Here is a 17,970-nt window from a genome sequence, read left to right on the forward strand (position 1 = left end):
GAGGCGCGCTCGCGCCGGCACCGCCCGGTCAGCCCCCGCCCGTTTTCGGGTTATCCCGAAAAGCGTTCCGGACACGCGAAGACGCCCCGCCGCAGAAGCGACGGGGCGTCTCACGCACGAGCGTGGATCAACCGCGGGTGCGGTTCTTGTTCCACACGTCGAAGGCCACGGCCAGCAGCAGCACGAGACCCTTGATGAACTGCTGCACGTCGGTCGAGATGCCCATGAGCGACATGCCGTTGTTGAGCACACCCATGACCAGACCACCGGCGATCGCGCCGACCACGCGGCCGACACCACCCTGGACGGCGGCTCCACCGATGAAGGAGGCGGCGATGGCATCCAGCTCGAAGAGGTTTCCCGCGCCGGGACCGGCGGAGTTCAGTCGGCCCGTGAACACGATGCCGGCGAGGGCCGCGAGGACACCCATGTTGACGAACAGCATGAAGTCGACGCGACGGGTGTTGATGCCGGACAGCTTCGCGGCGGTGCGGTTGCCACCCAGCGCGTAGATGTGGCGGCCGAAGACGCTGCGGCTCATGACCGTCGAGTAGCCGATGATCAGCAGAGCCAGCACCACGAGCACGATGGGCGTGCCGCGCGAGCCGGGGGCGACGCCCAGCAGGTAGGTGAGGTAGGCGATGAGCGCGCCGCCACCGATGAGCTTGACCAGGAAGGCGACCTGCGGCTCGTTCTGCAGCTCGAGCGCGGCGCGCTTGGCACGCTGACGCACCTGCGAGACGACGAAGAGCACGAGGGTCAGCACGCCCAGGGCGACCGTGATCCACTCGGCCGGCGACGTCGCCGCCGGGAACAGGTCGGGGAACAGGTAGCCGCCGCCGAGGGCACGGTACTCGGTGGGGAACGGGGTGATCTGGGTGTTGCCCAGGGTCATCTGCGTCAGACCGCGGAAGAGCAGCATGCCCGCGAGGGTCACGATGAACGCCGGGATGCCGATGTAGGCGACCCAGAATCCCTGCCACATGCCGACCACGGCGCCGAGGAGCAGCGAGAGGACGATCCCCAGCCACCAGGGCAGGCCCCACTGGACGATGAGCACACCCGAGACGGCACCGACGAAGGCGGCCACCGAACCGACCGAGAGATCGATGTGACCGGCGATGATGATCATCACCATGCCGATTGCGAGGATCAGGATGTAGCTGTTCTGGACGATGATGTTCGACACGTTGCCCGCGGTGAGCAGACGACCGCCGGTCAGCGCCTGAAAGAGCAGCACGATGACGATCAGCGCGATGAAGATGCCGATCTCGCGCAGGCGCGACGTGAAGAACTGCACGATGCCGCCGGCGCCGTTGCCGGCACCGCCGCCGACGGGCCCCTTCGGCGTGGCGGGACCCTGGGGGGTCACGGTGTTGTCAAGCGCTGACATGGTCGGCTTCCTTTTCCTTCGTCATGAGCACCATGAGTGCCTCGGGCGTGGCCTCTTCGATGGGCAGCTGGCCGGTGATGTGGCCTTCGCTGAGGGTGTAGATGCGGTCGCAGATGCCGAGGAGCTCAGGCAGCTCCGAAGAGATGACGAGCACCCCCTTCCCCTGCGCCGCGAGGGAGTTGATGATCGTGTAGATCTCGTATTTGGCGCCCACGTCGATGCCGCGGGTCGGCTCGTCGAGGATGAGCACCTCGGGGTCGGAGTAGAGCCACTGCGAGAGGACGACCTTCTGCTGGTTGCCGCCCGAGAGCTTGCCCACGACCACGTCGACGCTGGGCGCCTTGATGTTCATCGACTTGCGGTAGCGGTTGGCGACGAGGTACTCCTCGTCGCCGTCGACGAACCCGCCCTTGACGAGCTTGCGCATCCCGGCGATCGAGATGTTCCGCTTGATGGTGTCGATGAGGTTGAGCCCTGCGCCCTTGCGGTCTTCGGTGACGTAGGCCAGTCCGCTGCGGATGGCCGCGGGAACCGTCGAGGTGTCGGCCTTCTCGCCGCGGATGTAGACGTTGCCCGAGATGCGCGAGCCGAAGCTCTTGCCGAACACGCTCATCGCGAGCTCGGTGCGCCCCGCGCCCATGAGGCCGGCGATGCCGACGACCTCGCCGGCGCGCACGTTCAGGTTCGCCTGGTGGATGACGACGCGGCTCGCGTCGGTCGGGTGACTGACGTTCCAGTCCTCGATGCGCAGGACCTCGTCGCCGATCTCGACGTCGCGGTCGGGGTAGCGGTTCTCGAGCTCTCGGCCCACCATCCCGCGGATGATGCGGTCTTCGCTCGTACCGCCGGTGGCCACGTCGAGCGTCTCGATCGTGCGACCGTCACGGATGATCGTGACCTCGTCGGCGATCGCGCGGATCTCGTTGAGCTTGTGGCTGATGATGATGCAGGTGATGTTCTGACCGCGCAGGTGCCGGATCAGATCGAGCAGGTGCTCGGAGTCGTCGTCGTTGAGCGCCGCGGTCGGCTCATCGAGGATGAGGAGCTTGACGTCCTTCGACAGTGCCTTGGCGATCTCGACGAGCTGCTGCTTGCCGACGCCGATCTCGTTGACGGGAACGTCGGGGCTGTCGCCCAGACCCACGCGGGCGAGGAGCTTGGCCGCCTCGCGGTTGGTGGCATCCCAGTCGATGAGACCGCGGTTCGTGATCTCGTTGCCGAGGAAGATGTTCTCGGCGATCGAGAGGTAGGGGCTCAGCGCGAGCTCCTGGTGGATGATGACGATGCCGGCCGCTTCGCTGTCGCGGATGTCTTTGAACTCGACGGTGTTGCCGTCGAAGACGATCTCGCCGCGGTAATCGCCCGCGGGGTACACGCCGCTGAGCACCTTCATGAGGGTGGACTTGCCGGCGCCGTTCTCGCCGCAGATGGCGTGAACCGTCCCGCGCTCGACGGTCAGCGACACGTCGGCGAGCGCGATGACGCCGGGGAACTCCTTGGTGATCGAGCGCATCTCGAGGATGGTGCTCACGAGGTCCTCCTTGCAGAACCGGCTCGTGGCCGGTCGGAATATGGGGCGGGTGCGGGATGCCGCGGACCCGCGGGAGCCTCCGCCGCGACCCGGCGGGTCGCGGCGGAGGCGGGGCGGAGGGGCGGAGAGCCCCTCCGGGGGATTACTTCAGGTCGGCCTCGGTGTAGTAACCGCTGTCGATGAGGACTTCCTTGTAGTTGTCCTTGGTGACGATCGTCGAGTTGAGCAGGTACGAGGGAACGACCTTCTTGCCGTTGTCGTAGGTCTTCTCGTCGTTGACCTCGGGCTTCTCGCCCTTGCGGATGTCGTCGACCATGGTCACGGCCTGCTTGGCGAGCTCTCGCGTGTCCTTGAAGATCGTCGAGTACTGCTCACCGGCGATGATCGACTTGATCGAGCCGGCCTCGGCGTCCTGTCCCGTGATGACGGGGAGGGCGTTGGCGGCGTAGCCACCCGAGGTGAGGGCCGAGATGATGCCGATCGACAGCCCGTCGTAGGGCGAAAGGACACCGTCGAGCTTGGTGCCGCCGATGACGGTGAGGATGTTCTCCATGCGCTTCTGCGCCGTCTCGGGCAGCCAGCGCAGAATGGCCGCCTGGCCGAACTCGGTCTGGCCGGAGGGAACCTTCAGCACGCCCTTGTCCATGTAGGGCTTGAGGGTGTCCATGGCGCCGTTCCAGAAGAACGTGGCGTTGTTGTCGTCGGGGCTCCCCGCGAACAGCTCGACGTTGAAAGGACCTGCGGCGCCGGTGTCCTTGCCCGAGGCGTCGAGGACGCCGAGTCCGGTCAGGAGCGAGGTGGCCTGCTGGACGCCGACCTTGTAGTTGTCGAACGTCGTGTAGTAGTCGACGTTCTCGGTGCCGTTGATGAGGCGGTCGTACGCGATGACGGGGATGTTCGCGTCCTTGGCCTGCTGCAGCACGTCGGTCAGCGTGGTGCCGTCGATCGAGGCGACGATCAGGGCCTTGGCGCCCGTGGTGATCATGTTCTCGATCTGCGAGACCTGCGTGGGGATGTCGTCGTTCGCGTACTGAAGGTCGACCTGGTAGCCGAGCCCCTCGAGCTGCGACTTGACGTTGTTGCCGTCGGCGATCCACCGCTCCGACTGCTGCGTCGGCATGGCGACGCCGATGGTGCCGCCGGCTTCCTGCGAGTCTCCGCTGCCCGCGCCGGTGCGGTCTCCCGCGCAACCGGCGAGGCCGATGCCGAGCGCGAGGACGCCCGCTCCCGCGATCGCCTTGAGCATGCTGTGCTTCTTCACTCTGGTTCCCTCCGTTGGGTGTATGTCGCGGCGTCTCCCCTGGAGTCCACCGCGGGCAGTGCGGACGGCGCACATCGGGACGCACGGCCTCGGGGGCGAAACGAAGGGCCCTCGGCGAGGCGGTGCGATCCGCATCGTTCGAAACGTCTTCGTCTCGACGGATCCGCTCCGCAGCGAGTCCCGTCGGCCGTGTGACCCGGTCATGTGACCGTTCACATTGTGTGAGTGATGCTACCTCCCCGCTGGGCGGCACTGTCAAGTCTCGACGCGCCGGGAGTTCAGCCGTTGCCGAAACGTGACGTGCGCGTGGAGCGGTTCAGGCCCGCGGAGAGGCCGTCGACGACCGCACGATGAGGCGCAGGTGATCGGGTTCCACCACCGGTGCATCGTCGTTCGTCTCGCCGAGAGAGGCCAGGAGGTCGCTCACCGCGCGCGTGCCGATGCCCACGAAATCCTGGCGCACCGTCGTCAGCGGGGGCCAGAGGTGAGCGGATTCGGGGACGTCGTCGAACCCGACGACGGAGATGTCCTCGGGGACCGAGCGACCTATGGCCCGAACGGCATGCATGAACCCGAGGGCCATGTGGTCGTTGCCCGCGAACACCGCGGTGGCATCCTCGGTGCGCAGCAACTCCAACCCCGCCTCGAAGCCGAACTGCGCCGTCCAGTCGCCGAGGACGGGTGGCCTCGGCGAGAGGTCGTGGGCATCCATCTCCGCGAGATACCCGCGCATGCGGTGATCGGCCTCGACCCAGTCGCGTGGACCGGCGATATGCAGGATGCGCGAGTGCCCGAGTTCGATGAGGTGGCGGACGGCGGCGCGAGCCCCCGCGCTCTGGTCGTTGTGAGTGGTCGACGTGCCCGTCGAGGTGACGATCTGCACCGGCACCGGGAGCTTCAGTTCGTCGAGGATCGGCACCACCCGCGTCTGCGGAGCCACCGCGATGAGTCCCTCGATGGACTGCTGCATGAGGTGGTCGATCGACGAACGCACGTCGTCGGGGGCGCTCGTCGCGAGATTCGTGACGGTGAGGCGGTAGCCGGCGGCACGGGCGGCGGACTCGATGGCCTGCACCATCGACGCGGTGCCGTGGGTCGTGGCGCGCGGGCCCAGCACGCCGATGAGGCGCGAGCGGCTGGTGGCGAGAGCCCGGGCGGCCTGATTCGGCACGAACTTGAGCTCCGCGATCGCGGAGCGCACCTTCGCCGCGGTCTCGGGGCGCAACTGCGTGCTGTTGTTGATCACGCGCGAGACGGTTTGATACGACACTCCCGCGAGCCGCGCGACATCGCGGATGCTCGGGGCGCGCCCTGTCGCCTCCGGGATATCGGTGTCGCTCATCGTCCGCCTCATTGCGGGTCGCGCCCTGTTGCGTGACCGGTCACACGAGGATAGCCGACGCGACTCGGTCCGCCCGAACGCGCTCACGTCAGCGCGATAGGCCGGCTGTGCGCAGGGCGGGAGAGCCGTTTCACCCGCGCCGACACCGTCTGCCGGGGCGCCACAGACCCGGCTCCACGCCAGACGATCCGAACCGATGCGCCCGCGCGTCCGCATCCGATTCTGATGGGGTGCGCCACCCGGGAGCAGTCGGACGACGGCGCGAAGACCCCGGTCAGGAGGCGATCAGAGCCCGGTAGAACTGGATGCCGCGGAGCCAGGCATCGACGCGGATGCGCTCGTCGGGGGCGTGCAGCGCGTCGCGTTCGGCGCGCGAGAGGTGGAACGGGGCGAAGCGGTACACCGCGTCGGTGAGCCCGGCGTAGAACCGGCTGTCGCTCGCCCCCAGTTGCAGGTACGGCAGAGGAACGGTGTCAGGACCGAGGGTGTCGGTGACCGCCCGCGACAATCGCCGCCACGCTGCGCCCTGCCAGGGCGAGACCGGCGAGGGGTCGTTGCCGTGACGCATCTCGATGTCGACGAGCGGGTCGGCCACCGCCCGACGCAGGTGGACCGCGACATCGGCGAGGGTGTCGCCGGTGAGCAGCCGCACGTTCACGCTCGCCCGCGCCGAGGTGGCGAGCACGTTCTCACCCGTCGAGCCCTCGAGGCGGGTGACGACGGCGGTGGTGCGCACGAGGGCATTCGTCTCGGGACCGAGCAGCGACAACGCCAAGGTCACCGCGGGCGCCGACACGGAGGTGCGGTGGAACAGCGTCGAGAGGGGGTCCCTCGTGTGCGGCGCGGCGGTGGCCAACATCGCCCGGACCGGCGGAACGAGCCGCCGCGGGAACGGACGACGACGAAGGCGATCGATCGCACGAGCGAGTCGTGCTGTCGCGGGCAGGCGGGGCGGGGTCGAAGCGTGCCCCCCGGCCTCACGCGTCACGAGGTCGAAGGTCGCGACTCCGCGCTCGGCGACGCCGATCATCGCGGTGGGCGCGCTGACACCCGGCACGGCGCCCTCGACGACCGCTCCCCCCTCGTCGAGCACGAGGGCCGGACGGATGCCGCGCTCCGCGAGAAGGGACGCCATCGCCTGCGCCCCGGTGCCGCGTGTCTCTTCGTCGTGGCCGAAGGCGAGCCACACGTCGGTTCGCGGGGTGATGTCGTCGGCGAGCAATGCTTCGACCGCCTCGAGAATGGCGACGAGAGCGCCCTTGTCGTCGATCGCGCCGCGCGCGTAGAGGGTGGCGTCGGCGCCCTCGCCCTCGAGGTCGGCGGCGAACGGCGGGTGCTGCCACTCCTGCCCGTCGACGGGGACGACGTCCTGGTGGGCGAGAAGGACCAGCGGAGCGCCGGGGCGCTCCCCCGCCCAGCGATAGAGCAGCGACCGCCCCGCGACGACCTCTCGCTCGAGCCGCGCGTGGATCAGCGGATACAGCCGCTCGAGTGCGGCGTGGAAGGCCTCGAAGGCCGAGTCGTCGACCTCGGCCGGGTCGACACGCGACACCGTCGGGATGGACAGCAGCTCGCGGAATCGCTCGACGGGCGTCATGCGACGAGCCTAGAACGTGTGATCTCTCGGGTGGGCGCGGCGGACGATGTCGGCGGACGCGGCTACGGTGGAGCGCATGACCGGACTGCACTGGGGCATCCTCGCAACGGGCGGCATCGCGCACGCCTTCACCTCCGACCTGCGCACCGCGGGCCTCGACGTCACCGCCGTCGGCTCGCGACGCATCGAGAGCGCTCGCGCTTTCGCCGCGCAGTACGACATCGCGCACGCGTACGGCTCGTACGAAGAGCTCGTCGCCGACCCCGAGGTCGACATCGTCTACATCGCCACCCCGCATCCCGGCCACATCGCCAACGCCCTGCTCGCCCTCGAGCACGGCAAGCATGTGCTGGTCGAGAAGCCCTTCACCCTGAACGCCTCCGAGGCGGCGCAGATCCGTGACAAGGCGAGCGAGAAGGGTCTTCTCGCGATGGAGGCGATGTGGACGCGGTACCTGCCGCACATGGTGCGCATCCGCGAGATCCTCGCCGCCGGAACACTCGGCGAGATCCGCGTGGTCTCGGCCGATCACACTCAGAAGATCTCGACCGACCCGGCGCACCGCCTCAACGATCTCGCGCTCGGCGGCGGCGCCCTGCTCGACCTCGGCATCTACCCGATCTCGTTCGCGGTCGACGTCCTGGGCCTGCCCGAGCGCATCACCGCTCTCGCCCGCCTGTCCGATGCGGGCAGCGACGCCGAGGTGGCGACCGCATTCGTGCACGCCGGCGGAGCGCTGTCGACCACGGTGTCGTCGTCGCGCGGAGCCGGTCTGAACACCGCGCAGATCGTCGGCACCGACGCTCGCATCGAAATCGACCGCGTCTGGTACACCCCCACGTCGTTCCGCGTGGTCGCCCCCGACGGAGACGTGCTCGAGGAGTTCACGGCCGAGGTCGAGGGGCGCGGAATGCAGTTCCAGGCGCAGGCGGCAGAGCGTTTCGTCGCTGCCGGCGCCGGGTCGAATCACGTCCTGGGGATCGATGAGACCGTGGCCATCATGGGGGTCCTCGACGAGGTGCGCCGCCAGATCGGCGTGGTCTATCCCGGCGAGCGGTGAGCGGCGAGGGCTACCCGCTCTCGGCCGGGACGGGTCAGACTGGAACCATGCCCGATACCCAGACCGCCCGCGTCGCCGTCTACCTCGACTTCGACAACATCGTGATGTCCTGGTACGACCGCGTGCACGGGCGGAACGCGTACTCGCGGGATCGGCAGAAGATCGCAGAGAATCCGATCGACCCCGAGATCGCCGAGCGCCTCACCAAAGCGACCATCGACGTCGGCGCGATCATCGACTATGCCGCATCGTTCGGCACGCTCGTGCTCACCCGGGCCTACGCCGACTGGTCGTCGCCGGTCAATGCCGAGTACCGCTCGCAGCTCGTGGCGCGCGCGGTCGACCTTGTACAGCTCTTCCCCGCCGCCGCCTACGCCAAGAACGGTGCCGACATCCGTCTGGCGGTGGATGCCGTGGAAGACATGTTCCGCCTCCCCGACCTGTCGCACGTGGTCATCGTCGCCGGAGACAGCGACTACGTCCCCCTCGCGCAGCGGTGCAAGCGACTCGGCCGGTTCGTCGTCGGGGTCGGTGTGGCCGGGTCGACGGCGAAGTCGCTCGCCGCGGCGTGCGACCGGTTCGACGCCTACGACTCGCTCCCCGGCATCCCGAATCTGGCCGAGACGAAGAAGGACGCCGCGCCCTCTCGGCCCCGCGCGCGCAAGCGCTCGAAAGACCCCGCGGTCGACCTGCTCGAGCGCGCGATGCAGCTCGAAGCGGAGCGCGCCGACGGCGAGTGGCTGCACGCCTCGGCGGTGAAAGACCTGATGAAGCGGCTGGATCCGTCGTTCAGTGAGAAAGCGCTCGGGTTCCGCAGCTTCTCGGACTTCCTCAAAGCGCAGACCGACCATGTCGAGGTCGACGAGGAGTCGAACGTCGTTCAGGTGAAGGCCGTCTCGCGGGGCTGAGGCGGCGCGGGCGCGGACCCGACGCGCTGGCGGGCGTGGCCCCGCGCGCGGATGAGTGGCCCTGCGCGGTTGATCAGACGTGGGCGCCCGCGTCGAGTGTCCAAAACACCCGGACGATTTCGACGGGCGTCCGGGTGTTTTGGACACTCAAGGGACACGAACGGGCGAGGCTGAGGCGCGGTCGCGCGGCCCCAGCCGGGGCACGGTCGGCCCGCGGCGTCACGGCCGCGAGCACACTCACCCTCACGAGCACACTCGCCCTCACGAGCACCTCGCCCTCGCGAGCACACTCACCCTCACGGGCACCTCGCCCTCGCGAGCACACTCGCCCTCACGTCGAGTGTCCAAAACACCCGGACGATTTCGACGGGCGTCCGGGTGTTCTGGACACTCAACGGGTCGAAGAGGTTGGGCGGGCCGTTCGGCGTCCCGCGCCGGTGACGACCCGCGCCGTCAGCGGCGCTCGGCCCCGGGGGCGACGTGGGTCAGCACGCGCGACCACACCGAGGTGAGCGTGACCTCGCCGTTGACCGAAGCGATCTCGTCGGGGTGGACGACCTCGGCGGTGCCCGACCGCAATCGATCGACGTACCATGCGGCATCGCCCTGTCCCGCCGGGCCGTCCTGGCCCACGAGCACCAAGACGTCGGCGGCGAGATCGTCGAGAAGCGGCGTGCGCAGGTCGCGACTCAGCGCATCGGTCGGGCTCTGGACGCCGACGATCGCGACGCGGTCCACGACCCCGCCCATCGCGGCCGCGAGATAGAGCGCGATCGGACCCGCTGACCGCTCCCCCACGACGCCGACTGCCGCACCCAGGGCCTCGCGCTCGAGCAGCGCCTTCAACGCCTCGACGGTCAGCCCGGCCGGTGTCTGCCCGCCGAATACCGGCGGATCCTCCAGTTCGGGCGCGTCGAGACCGATGGCGACGATCCGCACGTCGAAGCCCGAGGTGACGCGGGCATCCGGATCGGTGGTGGCGACGTCGCCGGTGCGGAGCACGAACACGGCGCGCGGGGCGCCCGGGGTTCCGAAGCTGCGGTAACCGAGCTCGCCGTCGAGCCAGGGGGCAAGACTCATCGCGTCATCCTTCCGTCGCCGCTCCGCCGCCGGGCAGCAGCGCGCGCAGGGTGTCGATCGTGTCGGCCTCGGCCGCCGTCTTGTCCGAACGGTAGGTCTTCACGCGGGCGAAGCGCAGCGCCACGCCGCCGGGATACCGCACAGACCGCTGCACCCCGTCGATCGCGATCTCGACGACGGTGTCGGGCGCCACGCGGATGCCGCCCGCCAGCTCTCCGGTCTGCCGTTCGGCGAAGTGCGCCGACTGCCACCGCAGCAGCTCGTCGGTCAGGCCCTTGAAGGTCTTGCCGACCATCACGAACCCGCCCGGCTCGCCGAAGCGCCCCTCGGGATCGCGTGCGCCGAGATGCAGGTTGGACAGCCACCCCGAGCGTCGTCCCGAACCGTACTCGACGCCGAGAACGACGAGGTCGAAGGTGTGCACCGGCTTCACCTTGAGCCAGCTCTTGCCGCGACGTCCCGCGGTGTAGGCGTCGTCGAGCCCTTTCACCATCACGCCCTCGTGACCGGCGGCGAGGGCATCGCGGGCGAAAGCGTCGGCGACCTCGACGTCGTCGGTGAGCACGGCGGGGATGCGGTGCTCCCCCGCGACCCGCTGCAGCTCATCGAGACGGGTGGCGAGGGGTTCGTCGACGAGGTCACGACCATCGACGTGGAGGATGTCGAAGAACCAGGGCCGGAGGGCGATCTCCCGCGCGGTCTCGGCGCCGAAACGCGCCATCGTGTCTTGGAACGGCCGCGGGCCGCCGTCTTCGTCGAGTGACAGCGTCTCGCCGTCGAGGATGACGTCGTCGACGGGGAGGGAGAGAGCCACCTCGACGATCTCGGGCACGCGGTGGGTGATGTCGGCAAGCGTGCGGGTGAGAACGCGGACCTCGCCGCCGTGCCGATGCACCTGGACTCTCGCCCCGTCGAGCTTGTACTCCACCGACGCTCGACCGGTGACGGCCAGCGCCTCGGCGACGCTCGTCGCCGTCGACGCCAGCATCGGCTGCACGCCGCGGCCGACCACGAGGCCGACCGCCGCGAGGTCGTCGGCGGTGCCCGTCAGCGCGATGCGCGTCGTCTCGCCCAGGTCGCCCGACAACATGGCGGCCCGGCGCACCAGGGCACCGTCGCGATCGGAGGCCCGGGCCACGGCATCCAGCAGCACGCCCTCGAGGGCACCGGTTCGCATCTCTCCCGTCATGATGCGGATGAGCAGATGCCACTCCGGCGCCGTCGCCCGAGAAGCGAGTTCGTCGAGGAGGCGCGTGCGAACGGCCGCCGAACCGGCGCCGCCGACCTGCGTCAGCTCCGTGAAGGCGTCGTCGACGTCGCCGACGGTCAGGCCCGGTTCGTCTGCGTGATCACCGTCGCGGGCCGAGAGCGTGCGCCAGCCCACGCCGAGGCGGCCCTGGCGCGGTGAGGCGGTGAGAAGCCCGACCGCCGGCTCGATCTCGTCCGGGTCCAGCCCGCGGAGGAGCGTCGCGAGGGCGTCGACCTTGGCCAGACGCGAGCGCGTGTTCGTCACCACTGTGAGCGCGGTCTCGATGTCGCCGAAGAGCATGTCGGCATCCTGACATCCCCTTCCGACATCGGGCCGACGCTTGTGCGGGTCGCGCGGCGGTGTCATGCATCTGCGAGCGACACGGCGTCTTCCGAAGCGGTGGCGTTTTCCGGCCGCGGCGTCAGGAGAACAGATCCGGCTCGACCTCGCAACCCCCGGGGCGATGTCGGAGGTCTGGAGTGTGCTGGGGTCCTCCACCCAGGAATGAGGTCTCGTGAACGCTCCCGCCACCCTCGAACAGTCCGCTCGTACCGCCCGCGAGGTGTTCGGATGGGACGATCTGCTGCCGGGTCAGGCCGAGGCCATCGATGCGGTCGTGAGCGGACGCGACACCCTCGTCGTCTTCCCCACGGGAGCCGGCAAGTCGGCCGTCTACCAGATCGCGGGCTGCGAACTGGGCGGGACGACCGTGGTCATCTCACCTCTCCTCGCCCTGCAGCGCGATCAGATCGACTCCATCGACGCGGCCCCCGACGCCCCGGCGGCCGTCGCCCTCAACTCCCGCACGAGCGCCGCCGCCAAGAAGGCGGCATGGGCGGCCATCGAGGGACCCGACGCCGTGTACGCCTTCCTGGCGCCCGAGCAGCTCGCCAACGCAGAGGTCTTCGACCGGCTCGCGAAGGCCGACGTGCGTCTCGTCGTCATCGACGAGGCGCACTGCGTCTCGGCCTGGGGCCACGACTTCCGCCCCGATTACGCGCGCATCGGCGACGCCATCGACGCACTCGGCCATCCGCCGGTGCTGGCATTGACCGCCACGGCATCCGCTCCTGTCCGCGACGACATCGTGTCGAGCCTGGGCATGCGCGAGCCCCACCTCGAGGTGCGCGGAATGGACCGCCCCGAGATCCACATGGCAGTCCGCCGGCACGAGCACGACGCCGACAAGCGTCGCGCCGTCATCGCGGACGTCCGGGATGCCGGCGGCCCGGCCCTGCTCTACGTGGCGACGCGCAAGGGCACCGACTCCTACGCCGAGGAGTTGAGGGAGCTGGGCCTTCGGGCCGCGGCGTACCACGGCGCGATGGCGCAGAAGAAGCGCGACGAGGTGCACTCCGCCTGGAGCGCGGGAGACCTCGACGTGGTGGTGGCGACCTCGGCGTTCGGCATGGGCGTCGACAAGAGCGACGTGCGCCTGGTCGTGCACGCCGACGTGACCGAGTCGCTGGACTCGTACGCGCAGGAGATCGGTCGTGCAGCGCGTGACGGGCAGCCCGCGCGGGCGATCCTGCACTACCGCGCCGAGGACTTCTCGCTGCGCTCGTTCTTCGCCGGCGGCCGCACCAAGCGCGCCGACATCGCGGGCGTGTGGGACGTGCTGCAGCGGACCGGGAAGCCGTTGCGCGCGAAGGACATCGCCGATGAGAGCGGGCGCTCGGTGCGGGCGATCGGCCGGGTTCTGAACCAGCTCGTGGCGTGCGAGCTCGCCGTGTCGGGCCCCGACGGCGTCTCGGCACGGTCGAAGGTATCGGCGGGCGACGCGGTCGGCGCGGTCCGCGAACGCGATGAGGCCGAGGAGCGCATCCGCGCCTCGCGCATCGAGATCATGCGCGGGTACGCCGAGACGACGCACTGCCGTCGGCGGGCCCTGCTCGAGTACTTCGGTGTCGAGACCCCGGCGCAGTGCGGGTCGTGCGACCGGTGCGACACGGACACCGTCGCCCCGGCCGACGACTCGGCGGCGACAGCGGACGACGACGGGATCCGTATCGACTCCACCGTCGAGCACGGCGAGTTCGGCTCCGGTACGGCCATGGCGATCGAAGACGACCGGCTCACGGTGTTCTTCGCCGACCACGGGTACAAGGTGCTCGCCCGGTCGGCGTTCGAGAACGGCATCCTGGAGCTCGGCGAAGCGGCGTAGCACGCGGAGTTCGCCGCGGTTCCGCCGTTCCGAAGCCGCCCGACGCGGAGACGCCCCGCCCGGGAGGAGCGGGAACGTCAACGCACCCGCCCCGAGTCACTCCGGGGGCGTCAGCGCGCCCGCGTCGACCACCACGCCCACGCGACGAGCGGGATCTGCAAGAACAGCCGGATGAACCGTGAACGGTCGGTATTCAGCCCCGGCGCCGAGCGCCCGGTGCGCCACTGGTGCACGTTGCCCGGGAACACGGCGACGAAGAAGGCCGCGATCGCCGCCCCCACGCGTCCGCGCTCGCGCGGCAGGGCGACGAGGGCGACGCCCAGGACGACCTCGACGGCTCCGGATGCCACGACGATGGCGTCCTTGTCCGTCCGAAGCAGTCGCGTGGCCCATCCCGGAACGACGATCCGGTAGCCGCGGCGACCCCACGTGAGGTGACCGACCCCCGCCCCGACGAGCAGGAGGGCCAGCGCCCCGCGGGCGACGGAGCGGACGGTGAGACCTGTACGGCGCGGCATTCGGTCAGTCTGTCATCCGTGTACGGGGGCGGGGCCGTCAGCGCTCGACATCGTCGCGGAGGTCGGCGACCAGGCGGGAAGGGGCACAGCGCACACTACGCGCGCCCGTGCGCGCCGAGGTCGGCCGCCGCGCGCCACAACCACTCCACCGGTCCGGCCGCGAATCGACGCAGCCACAGGTGAGCCGCTGTCGCGACGACGGCGGTGATGAGCAAGAACGCCGCGACCGTCACCGGCACACGCCACGCGGAGAGCGACGACGCGAGCCCGAAACCCCAGCCGTAGAAGAGCGCTCCACCCAGGAGGTTCTGCAGGAGGTACGCGCTCAGGGCCACACGCCCCATCTCGGTGGCGCGGCGTCCGAACCATCCGCTCGTTCCGCGGCGAAGACAGAGTTCGACCACCATCCCCAGGAGGCCGAGGGCCACCACGGGGGCCACGACGTAGCGCTCCAGCAGCAATCCCACGGACGACGCCGACATCGCGAGGAGGAGGTCGACGGGCACCGCGCACGCGCCGATGATCATGAGACGGGCACGGAGCCGCGCGCCGTCCGCGGAGAACACCCCCGCGCGGAACAGCGCGGCGCCGGCGAGGAACATCGCCAGCGACAGGAATCCGATCAGCACGGGCTCGGCGCGAAAGACGATGACGTTATCGAGGCGGAAAGCCGCGAGCCCGAAGAAGGACTCCGTCGCGTAGGGGCTCCGTGCCTCGGGCAGCGAGACCTCGGCATCCACCCCCGGAAGAGTCGTCAGTGCGATCACGAGAAGCGTGATCATCGCGATGTGGATGGCTCCGAAGGCGACGATCAGGGCTCGCTGCGCTCGAGGCCGAGTAAGGAGGAGGAAAGACACCACGCCCGCGGTCACGGCGTACCCCATGAGCACATCGAACTCCGCGATGAGGACGTAGTTGACCAGACCGTCGATGAAGAGCAGTGCGGCGCGCCACAGGTATCGCCCGGGCCATCGACGGTGATGCCGAGCCGCGGAACGGTGCTGGATCGCGAGTCCGACGCCGAATGTCAGCGAGAGCAGCGCCAGGAACTTGCCCTGGGCCACAGCCATCAACGCGAGCTGTGCGGCGGCCTCGCCGCGGGACTCGTCGGGGAGAACAGGGGCACTGAGCATGCCCAGCAGGCCCCAGGGATGCGAGAACACCCAGACGTTCGTCGCGAGAGTGCCGACGATGGCGATGCCGCGCACCACGTCCAGGGCTTCGAGTCGACCCGTTCGGGCCAATACGTTCGTATTGTTCACGTGTTCACCGTAGCCTACGACGGTGACTACCTCCGCTTCTCCCTCCGCTCGCGGCAGCAAAGACGCGATCGCCGAGGCGGTCCTGAGCGTGCTCTCGACAGGTGGCGCCGACGATCTCAGCGTGCGGAAAGTCGCCGCAGAGGCAGGCGTCTCGGTCGGAGCGGTGCAGCACCACTTCCCGACCCGCGCAGCGCTCATCATCGGAGCAATGGATGCCGTGAACGCGCTGTTTCGCGACCGCATCCGCGCCGCGCTGTCCGGCGCGCGCTCGGCCGAGGAACGCCTCCTGCTGTTCTGCGAGGAGCTCGCCTGTCTCGGCGATGCCGGCCCGCGCGACGCGGTCGTATGGACGTCCTTCGCCTCGCGCGCCGGAACCGACCCTCGGGTGCGCGAGATCCATGCGAAGGATTGGCGCGTGACAGAAGGGTTTCTGCAGACCTTGATGACCGACGCCTACCCCCACGCGGACATCGCTTCCGACGATGCCGCGCTGCTGCTCGCCGCCCTCGATGGGATCGCCGTCGCTCGCGGCGCCGAGGGCGACGATCGGATGCCGCCTGCCCGCGGGCGACGCCTCGTCTCCGCGATTCTCGAGACCTTCGAGGCACGACCCGCGCCGCCCGCTTCTTAGACGTTCGTCGTGCCCCGAAAGCGCCCGACCGCCGAGATCCGTTCCGCGACCGCGGACGACGCCGTGGCCATCGCGCACGAGCGGCGTCGCGCCCGCTGGCCTCAGCCCGGAGCGGGCGCCGCCCTCCGCACGAACTCGATATAGGCCTCGACGGTGTCTTCGGGCACGATTGCGCGCAAGACGACCTCGTCGGCAGCCGCCGTGTAGGCCTCGAGCGCGTCGGCGAGTTTGCCGACGTCACGGATCGTCGTGTCCGCGGCATCCACCCCCATCCGCTCGAAATTCGCGGCGTAGTTCGGAAACGACGCGTACCGTGCGGTCTCGGCATCGAGGCGCTCGCGCGCGGCGGAGACGATCGCCGTGCGGACGTACACCGCGATGTGCGTCGCCGGCGCGATCTCGTGCAAAGCCTCGGCTTGAGCGCGGGCTTCGACCGGCGGGACCCAGTTCAGCAGCACGCCCTCGGCGAGCTCCGCTCCCGTGCGGCGCATCTTCGGCCCGAGTGCACCCACGAGGACGCGAGGGACGCCCGCGTCATGAAGAACCGAGACGGCATCTCTCACCCGGGCCAGGGCACCCTGCTTGGCCATGCCCGAGCCGATGCCGAGCGTCAATCGGTCCAGCGGAAGATCGAGGGATGCCACCTCGGCCGCGATCGCGTCGGCGGGACGACGGTCGACGGGGACGACGCCCGTGGCGAGTCGAAGGCGGTCCGTGACGCGCGCGGCGGCGGCGAGCGCGGCGAGGGCGTCGCCGTCAGGAGTGTCGTTGATCCAGAGGGTGTCGAAGCCCGCGCTCTCGACGGCCGGAGCGATCTGCGTGACGGCGTCAGGACCGAGGGATCCAGCGAGTCCGAGCGAAACGATTCCTCGCGTCACGATGCACCTCCCCCATTCGGCAGGGACACCGCGACCTGGCCCACCGCGGAGAAGAAGGCGGCGAGGTCGACGTCGTCGGTGGGCAGGAGCACGACATCGTCGACGCCCGCAGCCTGGAAACGCGCGACCCCCTCGGCGACCTCTGACACCGAACCCGCGAGAACGCGATCCGCCGCGTCCGCGCGGTCGGCGAGCACCGCTGTGGCGCGCTCGTGAGCATCGGGGCCGAAGGCCGTCAGCACATAGGCGACGACATCGGTACGGCCCTCACGACCCGCCTCGGCGCGGCCCGCCCGCACGGCCCGCACGGCGGCGGCGATCTCGTCGACGGTATGTCTGCTGTCGAGCACCACCCCGTCGGCGACGGCGCCCGCCAGAGCGAGGGTCTTCGGCCCTTCGGCGGCGGCGTACACGAGCGGGGCGGCGGCGGGCGGCCAATCGAGTGTGACATCGCGCAGCTTCACGTAACGCCCCTCTGCGCTGACCGTCTCGCCCGCGAGAAGGGACCTCAAGGCCGGCAGCTGCTCCCGCATGAGCGTCAACGGGGAGGCGACCTTGGCCCCGACCTGACGCATCCAGTCCTGCACCCCGTGACCGAAGCCCGGCAGGAGGCGCCCCGGGAACATGCGCTCGATCGTGGCGATCTCCATCGCCGAAACGGCGACGTTGCGGAGCGGAAGGGGCGCGATGCCGACCCCGATGCGCAGGTGATCGGTGACGGCGAGAGCTGCCGCGGCCGCAGCCCACGCCGAGGACCGGAAACAGTCCTCCCAGAGCCAGAGTTCTTCGACCCCGGCGTCTTCGGCCGCTCGCGCGGCGTCGCGGAGCTGCTCGGGCGGATGCGGGTACGGGCTGAAGATCGTGCCGATACGACTCATGCCTCTACTCTGCCGCGAACCTCCGACATCGGGGCGGGGCGGCGCGCGGATCGCATCCGCCGCGGCGCGGACGGCGGTGCGCACACGCGTTGACACCGCATTCGTTCGTCGAGCACGTACCGGATCGATGACCACCGCGTGCGTCCTGGACGAACGCAGGCGTCCTCGGGAAGCGTGCCCCGGGGCGCGCGCGGCCGGATCGCCCTCGCCGCACGAAC

Annotated in this window: 15 protein-coding genes; 4 read left to right on the plus strand and 11 right to left on the minus strand. The window is 69.7% G+C overall.

Features of this window, described 5'->3' with window-relative positions; translation table 11 throughout:
* Window positions 1–127 precede the first annotated feature (127 nt).
* The 5 genes from mmsB to DEU35_RS06190 all read right to left on the minus strand — a co-directional run bounded on the left by mmsB (window position 128) and on the right by DEU35_RS06190 (window position 7,124).
* Window positions 128–1,393, minus strand: a complete 1,266-nt coding sequence (mmsB, locus tag DEU35_RS06170) for a multiple monosaccharide ABC transporter permease (RefSeq protein WP_246077976.1) — start codon at window positions 1,391–1,393, stop codon at window positions 128–130.
* Entirely contained in the window at window positions 1,380–2,906 is a 1,527-nt protein-coding gene (gene mmsA / locus DEU35_RS06175; protein WP_103206467.1) for a multiple monosaccharide ABC transporter ATP-binding protein, read from the minus strand. Before mmsA ends, mmsB begins: the two co-directional genes overlap by 14 nt.
* Window positions 2,907–3,066: 160 nt before the next feature.
* The gene (gene chvE / locus DEU35_RS06180) at window positions 3,067–4,170 is read right to left on the minus strand and encodes a multiple monosaccharide ABC transporter substrate-binding protein (RefSeq protein WP_103206466.1); all 1,104 of its coding nucleotides are present in this window, start codon (window positions 4,168–4,170) and stop codon (window positions 3,067–3,069) included.
* 331 nt (window positions 4,171–4,501) lie between these two features.
* Window positions 4,502–5,527: a LacI family DNA-binding transcriptional regulator gene (locus DEU35_RS06185; RefSeq protein ID WP_103206349.1), complete on the minus strand. Its 1,026-nt coding sequence runs from the start codon at window positions 5,525–5,527 to the stop codon at window positions 4,502–4,504.
* 274 nt (window positions 5,528–5,801) lie between these two features.
* On the minus strand, window positions 5,802–7,124 hold the full coding sequence (locus tag DEU35_RS06190) for a M20/M25/M40 family metallo-hydrolase (protein WP_103206348.1): 1,323 nt from the start codon (window positions 7,122–7,124) through the stop codon (window positions 5,802–5,804).
* Window positions 7,125–7,200: 76 nt separating this feature from the next.
* Between DEU35_RS06190 and DEU35_RS06195 the strand changes: the two genes are divergently transcribed.
* Window positions 7,201–8,184, plus strand: a complete 984-nt coding sequence (locus tag DEU35_RS06195; protein WP_103206465.1) for a Gfo/Idh/MocA family protein — start codon at window positions 7,201–7,203, stop codon at window positions 8,182–8,184.
* 47 nt (window positions 8,185–8,231) lie between these two features.
* Window positions 8,232–9,092 carry an NYN domain-containing protein gene (locus tag DEU35_RS06200; RefSeq protein ID WP_103206347.1) on the plus strand — a complete coding sequence of 287 codons (861 nt, stop codon included), beginning with the start codon at window positions 8,232–8,234 and terminating at the stop codon, window positions 9,090–9,092.
* 453 nt (window positions 9,093–9,545) lie between these two features.
* Here DEU35_RS06200 and DEU35_RS06205 read toward each other — a convergent pair whose 3' ends face one another.
* Together DEU35_RS06205 and DEU35_RS06210 are read right to left on the minus strand one after the other, a co-directional pair.
* Entirely contained in the window at window positions 9,546–10,172 is a 627-nt protein-coding gene (locus DEU35_RS06205) for a hypothetical protein (RefSeq protein WP_103206346.1), read from the minus strand.
* 4 nt (window positions 10,173–10,176) lie between these two features.
* Window positions 10,177–11,721, minus strand: a complete 1,545-nt coding sequence (locus DEU35_RS06210; RefSeq protein ID WP_116238957.1) for an ATP-dependent DNA ligase — start codon at window positions 11,719–11,721, stop codon at window positions 10,177–10,179.
* 214 nt (window positions 11,722–11,935) lie between these two features.
* Between DEU35_RS06210 and DEU35_RS06215 the strand changes: the two genes are divergently transcribed.
* Window positions 11,936–13,585, plus strand: a complete 1,650-nt coding sequence (locus tag DEU35_RS06215) for an ATP-dependent DNA helicase RecQ (RefSeq protein WP_116238958.1) — start codon at window positions 11,936–11,938, stop codon at window positions 13,583–13,585.
* Window positions 13,586–13,695: 110 nt separating this feature from the next.
* Here DEU35_RS06215 and DEU35_RS06220 read toward each other — a convergent pair whose 3' ends face one another.
* A complete protein-coding gene (locus tag DEU35_RS06220; protein WP_103206343.1) occupies window positions 13,696–14,103 on the minus strand; it encodes a hypothetical protein in 408 nt (135 codons plus the stop codon).
* A 95-nt stretch (window positions 14,104–14,198) separates the two neighbouring features.
* Window positions 14,199–15,365 carry a DUF418 domain-containing protein gene (locus tag DEU35_RS06225; RefSeq protein WP_258873364.1) on the minus strand — a complete coding sequence of 389 codons (1,167 nt, stop codon included), beginning with the start codon at window positions 15,363–15,365 and terminating at the stop codon, window positions 14,199–14,201.
* A 22-nt stretch (window positions 15,366–15,387) separates the two neighbouring features.
* Here DEU35_RS06225 and DEU35_RS06230 point away from each other — a divergent pair, with 22 nt between their 5' ends.
* The gene (locus DEU35_RS06230) at window positions 15,388–15,996 is read left to right on the plus strand and encodes a TetR/AcrR family transcriptional regulator (protein WP_116238960.1); all 609 of its coding nucleotides are present in this window, start codon (window positions 15,388–15,390) and stop codon (window positions 15,994–15,996) included.
* Between the two features lie 101 nt (window positions 15,997–16,097).
* On the opposite strand, the gene DEU35_RS06235 is transcribed toward DEU35_RS06230, so the two are convergent.
* Window positions 16,098–16,874: an LLM class flavin-dependent oxidoreductase gene (locus tag DEU35_RS06235; RefSeq protein ID WP_116238961.1), complete on the minus strand. Its 777-nt coding sequence runs from the start codon at window positions 16,872–16,874 to the stop codon at window positions 16,098–16,100.
* Window positions 16,871–17,752 (minus strand): LLM class flavin-dependent oxidoreductase, encoded by an 882-nt coding sequence (locus DEU35_RS06240; protein WP_116238962.1) that lies wholly within the window; start codon window positions 17,750–17,752, stop codon window positions 16,871–16,873. Before DEU35_RS06240 ends, DEU35_RS06235 begins: the two co-directional genes overlap by 4 nt.
* Between the last annotated feature and the right edge of the window lie 218 nt (window positions 17,753–17,970).

The sequence above is a fragment of the Microbacterium sp. AG157 genome (assembly GCF_003385695.1).
GTDB lineage: Bacteria > Actinomycetota > Actinomycetes > Actinomycetales > Microbacteriaceae > Microbacterium > Microbacterium testaceum.